The sequence below is a fragment of the Bacteroides caecigallinarum genome, assembly GCF_021530995.1.
GTDB lineage: Bacteria > Bacteroidota > Bacteroidia > Bacteroidales > Bacteroidaceae > Phocaeicola > Phocaeicola faecigallinarum.
Genome location: NZ_JADYTF010000190.1, coordinates 1 through 3,356, shown reverse-complemented (window position 1 = coordinate 3,356; position 3,356 = coordinate 1). Strand labels below are relative to the sequence as shown.

The 3,356-nt window shown below is 38.5% G+C and carries 4 protein-coding genes; 2 read left to right on the top strand and 2 right to left on the bottom strand.

The features are described 5' to 3' along the window. Positions 1–469: calycin-like domain-containing protein (locus tag I6E24_RS15765; protein ID WP_235329606.1), on the top strand; the 469-nt coding region annotated here is incomplete at its 5' end. 58 nt (positions 470–527) lie between these two features. Here I6E24_RS15765 and I6E24_RS15760 read toward each other — a convergent pair. Next, on the bottom strand, positions 528–1,319 hold the full coding sequence (locus I6E24_RS15760; protein WP_235329603.1) for a porin family protein: 792 nt from the start codon (positions 1,317–1,319) through the stop codon (positions 528–530). A gap of 15 nt (positions 1,320–1,334) precedes the next feature. Continuing rightward, the gene (locus I6E24_RS15755; protein WP_235329601.1) at positions 1,335–2,444 is read right to left on the bottom strand and encodes a PCMD domain-containing protein; all 1,110 of its coding nucleotides are present in this window, start codon (positions 2,442–2,444) and stop codon (positions 1,335–1,337) included. Positions 2,445–2,677: 233 nt separating this feature from the next. Here I6E24_RS15755 and I6E24_RS15750 point away from each other — a divergent pair. After that, positions 2,678–3,356, top strand: a 679-nt coding sequence (locus I6E24_RS15750) for a DUF4493 domain-containing protein (protein WP_235329599.1), incomplete at its 3' end; no start/stop codon positions are given.

Sequence of the window (3,356 nt, the reverse complement as noted above, 5' to 3'; positions counted from 1 at the left end):
GTTTATTTATTTATTCATGTTCGCTGTTATGGGTATGACAGCAACAGTATTTACTTCATGCTCTGATGATGAAGAAACAACACAGCAAACTCCTGCGGCTGATGAAGTTATTGGTACTTATGGAGGTGAGTTGACAATTAGTGTCAGTGGTTCTGAACTGCCTTCTGTATCACAGGACATCGAAGTGACAAAAGTAAGTGATAATTCTGTGACTGTTTCGTTGAATGATTTTTCGTTTATGGGTATGCCTATCGGTGATATTCAGCTGAAAGACTGTCAGTTGGTTGAAGATGGCGATAACTATAAATTTGCAGGTGAGACATCGTTGCAGACAGATATGCTTAAAGCAGATGTAGATGCTACAGGTACTATCGGTAGTGGTAAGATCAATATCAATATGGATATTACAGCTACTTTGGGTACATTGGAACAGGTTGTAAATGTAGTATATACAGGCGAGAAGAAATGATAAAACAGTAAGAAAAACAGAAAAGGCTTCAGAATTCTGAAGCCTTTTTTTATTGTCCTTAGAAATGATATCCGAATCCGAAGTTCAGATAAATGGGATACATGGAGAATGTGACAGTCTCAAAATTCTTTTTGAATATATCGTTAAGTCCCCAAGTCAGGTCGGCATGTACGGTCAGGTGCTTATAAGCCTTCCATTCGCCTCCGAGCTGTATCCCCCATTGGAAATTCCTCAACTCATTCGAGAAATCGTAAGTGGCTATATTGTCGCCTTCGAAAACTATTTTTGAGCCTGTAGCGTCAGGAGAGCGCAGATGTCCTTCGTACACGTTCCCATCAAAATCACCGTCCATCAGGTATGAGAAATATGGTCCGGCAGACACTTTCCATCTTTCGCTTATTTTGTAAACTCCAAGCACGGGTACTGACAGCAGGGACATCTTCGACTTGGTCTTCACACTACCTGTCCATAGTCCTTCCACTTTGCCTCCAGTTTCGTTTATGATAGCCATTCCGTAGTTTTTTACAGTTGCGTCTGTTGTCATGCTTTTGCTGTCCAGTCTCAGACCTATGCTTACACCAAAATCCTGCTTTCTGTTCAGCCATTTTGTGGCATAACCCTCTATTGTGATGGCAAGTCCGGGCGAATAGCTTTCAATACTTCGTATCTCCTGAGGCAGAGGGATAGGTGATGAGCCTCCGATGTTAATGCCGGCTCTTATATCATAACTTATTCCGTTCAGGTACGACCATATCAGTCCCTTATGAGTATCATCATTTTCGGTTCTGGAGTATGATATCTGTAATGAGCATACAATGCATGCCAATACCGTTATAATTCTGCTTTTCATCGCTGTCTATATGTTTTAATTGTTTGTTTCACATACTATTTCCAGTTCGTCCACGTATAGAGTGCTGCCTACTGCGCCTTTGAAGTAAGCTCCGTCCAGGCTTGACGACAATACTATGCCAAGTTTGTACTTGCCGTTTTTCAGCTTTTCGCTGTCTATAGTCTTTCCGTCGCTTGTTTCAAACGGTATTTCGAAGTAGGTCCATTCGTCAGTTTCCTTGGCGTCATCTGTCTTTATGCGTGCCAGTTTTACTATGCTTTTGTCCGTCAGTGAGTTTTCTCCATTCAGGAAGAAATCGCTTTCTTCGGCTTCGTACATCACTGCGTACATGTCGAATTTGTCCGTTCCTGAAATAGGTTTCTTTTCAGCATCAGTCATTTGAGGTCCTGCCTTGTACTTGTAATACCCCGTCATTTTAGCAGGAACTTTAGTGAATGGATATCCGAATAGTGTGGCTTCAAGTGGTTTTGAAAGAGCATTTGACAGATCGAAAGAGCCGATAAACAGATTGCCGGGAGCTATAGGCATACCTGCTAAACTTCCGAAACTTCCTGTGTCTCTAGTTGTTAGTTTTACGCAATATCCTTTTTTGCCGTCCGATGCCTGTACGCTAGGGTAGTCTGTTGCATTATTCCCCATTCCGGTAAGTTTGAATCCCGGATTACCGCTTGCCCATTGCAGCATTTTGGTCTGGTCGTTCAGATATATAATATGGTATGGATCTGTCGAAACCAGATTTTCAAATGAATACAGCAGAGGTAATTCCATGGTGACTATACTGATTTGGTAAGTGGCGTTTGTACTCTTATCCTCAGAAGTTACGATGAATTTCCTGTTGTTCTGTAAACTGAAATCGTATGATGGCGGATTATCATTCGGCTGTTTGTCCTCAGTTGATACTGTTGCACCTTCTGGAAGCTCGAATATTAGTTCCTGCTGTGAGAGGTCAGTACCGGACGGTACGTAAATTTCAATTACCTTCTTTTCGTTATTGATGGAGACGAGCTGGATGTTCGAACCCTTGCAGCCGTCTATGGCAGCCTCTACATTGAGTGCCTCTTCCTGTATGCAGGATATAAAGCATAATGGTAGTATCAATCCTGAAAGCCAATAGTTCTTTTTCATTTTGAATGTTGTTTTTTGTATGAACTTATATGATACAAATATATACTAATTTGAAGTATTGACCAATTGAAATATATATAAAAGGACATAAAATCTTAAAAATATACTATCTATGGACGTTTGCGGAAAAAGGCTTTTTAAAAATGGAACAAAAAGATCAAGAATTGACCTTGCGGGATATGTTTAAAAGCAGTTACTTTGCAACGTGAAAAAGTTAATTTATATTTGTCAAAATGAAAAAAATATTTTTGAATTTCTTGTTGATGTTTTCAATGGGATATTTGGCAACATCATGTGTGTCCGAAGAAAAAGATTCGGTTATGAAAAATGGAGTTGGAGGTTTAATCTTGAATGTAACTTCTGATGCAGGCTTTCAATCTAGAACAGTAAATGAGGAAGATTATAGTAATACTGCAGAGTATACTGTTCAAATTATTGAGAAAGGAAGTTCTGAAATTAAAAAAGAGTTTTTGTATAAAGATGCTCCTGAAAAAATAGAATTAAATAACGGTTCATACGAATTAAAAGCCTTTTATGGAATTGATTCAAATGCTTCTCAGGATAATTTTTATGTGGAAGGAATTTCTTCATTTAATATTGATGGTAATGATGTGCCAGTAAGTGTTTCTTGTGTTCCAACATGTGCAAAAGTTATTGTTAATTTTTCAGATGATATGTCAGAATACTTTACGGATTATTCTGTGGAATATACAACTATTGCATTGAAAGCAGAGTTAAAAACTGCCTTATGGACTAAAGATAACAAGTCTCCTTGGTATTTAAAAGTAGATAAAGCTGGTGAAGATGTTGAAGCGGTAATTAATTTTACAAGAAAATCTGATGGAAAGTCTTCTTCAGTTACTAAGACTTATAATATGACATACGGTAAGGCATGGACTTTAAATGTAAAGC

What these genes read in the sequence shown, in the direction of transcription:
- I6E24_RS15755 (WP_235329601.1), bottom strand. Translation starts at nt 2,444, where the DNA reads ATGAAAAAGAACTATTGGCTTTCAGGATTGATACTACCATTATGCTTT.
- I6E24_RS15760 (WP_235329603.1), bottom strand. Translation starts at nt 1,319, where the DNA reads ATGAAAAGCAGAATTATAACGGTATTGGCATGCATTGTATGCTCATTA.